General features: G+C 35.9%; 3 protein-coding genes and 1 pseudogene. All 4 read left to right on the top strand.

All coding sequences use genetic code 11. From position 1 onward, the window contains the following. Positions 1–125: 125 nt before the first annotated feature. A pseudogene (locus tag C3420_RS16830) lies at positions 126–473 on the top strand (GDP-mannose 4,6-dehydratase); the annotation flags it as partial. After that, a complete protein-coding gene (gene rfbA / locus C3420_RS16825) occupies positions 473–1357 on the top strand; it encodes a glucose-1-phosphate thymidylyltransferase RfbA (protein WP_004813057.1) in 885 nt (294 codons plus the stop codon). The pseudogene C3420_RS16830 and the gene rfbA, both read left to right, overlap by 1 nt. Next, positions 1354–1761, top strand: coding sequence for a sugar 3,4-ketoisomerase (locus C3420_RS16820; RefSeq protein WP_004813056.1), 408 nt, complete (start codon positions 1354–1356; stop codon positions 1759–1761). The genes rfbA and C3420_RS16820 overlap by 4 nt, the downstream gene beginning before the upstream one ends. Continuing rightward, the coding region (locus tag C3420_RS16815) for a GNAT family N-acetyltransferase (protein ID WP_146048179.1) at positions 1751–2086 on the top strand (336 nt) is incomplete at its 3' end. The genes C3420_RS16820 and C3420_RS16815, both read left to right, overlap by 11 nt.

Genomic DNA, 2086 nt, shown 5'->3' with positions numbered 1-2086 from the left:
AGTCGTTTGAATGATTTCTTCTTGGTCTACGTGCCATAAAATACTCCATATATTGATGTTTATAACATCATTTGAGGAGCAGAATATCACTTATAGGAGTTGTTCAAATTTACGGATCCATCTCTGTGGTGACTGAGGGACGGGTGGGAGAAACTTATAATATTGGTGGTCACAACGAAAAAAGAAATATAGAAGTAGTAAAAACCATTTGTACTATACTGGATGAATTAAAACCTAAAGCAGATGGGCAATTATATGAATCCTTGATAACTTTTGTGAAGGATCGCCCAGGTCATGATCTGAGATATGCAATTGATGCTGAAAAGATTCAAAAAGAATTAAACTGGTGTCCTCAAGAGACCTTTGAGACAGGTATTCAAAAAACTGTTGAATGGTATCTGAATAATTTGGACTGGTGTCGTCGTGTGCAAGATGGTAGTTACCAGCGTGAAAGATTAGGTGTAAATATATAATGTCAAATCAAACTAAAGGAATCATTCTAGCTGGTGGTTCGGGAACACGGTTATATCCAATCACAAAAGGGGTGTCTAAGCAGCTATTGCCAATTTATGATAAGCCCATGGTCTATTATCCACTTTCAGTACTCATGCTTGCAGGGATTCAGGATGTACTGATCATTACAACACCTGAAGATTTGAATAGCTTTAAACGTTTGCTGGGTGATGGATCACAGTTTGGTATTCGATTAGAGTATGCGATTCAGCCGAGTCCAGACGGTTTAGCGCAAGCATTTATTATTGGTGAAAAATTTATTGGAGATAGTAATGTCTGTCTAGTTCTAGGCGACAACATTTTCTATGGCCAAGGTTTTACCCCAATGCTAAAAAAGGCTGTTAGCCGAGCTAAAGGTGCAACAGTCTTCGGTTATCAAGTCAAAGATCCTGAACGTTTTGGTGTGGTTGAGTTTGATCAGCAGAAACGTGCAATTTCTTTAGAAGAAAAACCTAAACAACCTAAATCTCACTTTGCTGTCACAGGTCTATATTTTTATGACAATGATGTGATTCAAATTGCTAAACAAGTGAAGCCTTCTGAACGTGGAGAATTGGAAATTACCACAGTCAATCAGATGTATTTAGAGCGCGGTGATTTAAATGTAGAATTGCTTGGACGTGGTTTTGCTTGGCTAGATACAGGAACACATTCGAGCCTGCTTGAGGCTGCACAATTTGTAGAAACAATTGAAAAGCGTCAAGGTTATAAAGTTGCTTGTTTGGAAGAAATTGCTTTGAATAATGGCTGGTTAAGCAAAGAAAAAGTGTTAGAAATCGGTCAAAGCATGAGTAAAAATGATTATGGGCAATATTTGATGTCTTTAGTGCGTGAAAGTTTATGAGTCTTGTGCAATTAATTGATTTACCGGATTTAAGTGATGAACGAGGTGGGCTTGTCGCACTTGAATCAATGCAATCCATCCCTTTTGAATTGAAACGTGTGTATTATATTTTTAATAATACGCAAAATTCTCCCCGTGGATTTCATGCACATAAAAATTTAAAACAGGTGGCTATCTGTTTGCATGGTCAATGTCGTTTTGTTTTAGACAACGGTTATCATAAAGAAGAAGTTGTACTGTCATCGCCAACCAAAGGACTTTTGATCGAAAGTTTGATGTGGCGAGAAATGTATGATTTTTCAGAGGATTGTGTTCTTTTGATATTAGCTAGTGAGCATTTCAGTGAAGCGGATTATATACGTAATTATTCAAGTTTTCTAAAGGCAGTGCAAAATGCAGTTTGATATCAATCAACTTAAAGCCAATACAGTCCATTTTCGTTTAGTAGAGGAAAGTAATGCTCACTTTATTTGTGAGTTAAGAAGTGATCCTAATCTTAATAAACATATTTCTCAAACTTCTACTTTAGTTGAAGAGCAAAAAAAATGGATTAGGAATTATAAGGATAGAGAAAAAAAAGGTCAGGAGTATTATTTTATTATTTGTCGAAATGATAATAATCTTCCTATTGGTACTGTTCGCTTATATGACTTTCAATCTTCTTCTAATTCTTTTTGTTGGGGAAGTTGGATTTTGAATGAAAATAAAACTCGTTATGCTGCTATTGAA

The organism is Acinetobacter sp. ACNIH3, assembly GCF_002918965.1.
Classification (GTDB): domain Bacteria; phylum Pseudomonadota; class Gammaproteobacteria; order Pseudomonadales; family Moraxellaceae; genus Acinetobacter; species Acinetobacter schindleri.
The sequence above is the reverse complement of the archived record's forward strand: the minus strand, read 5'-3'. Positions and strand labels throughout refer to the sequence as shown.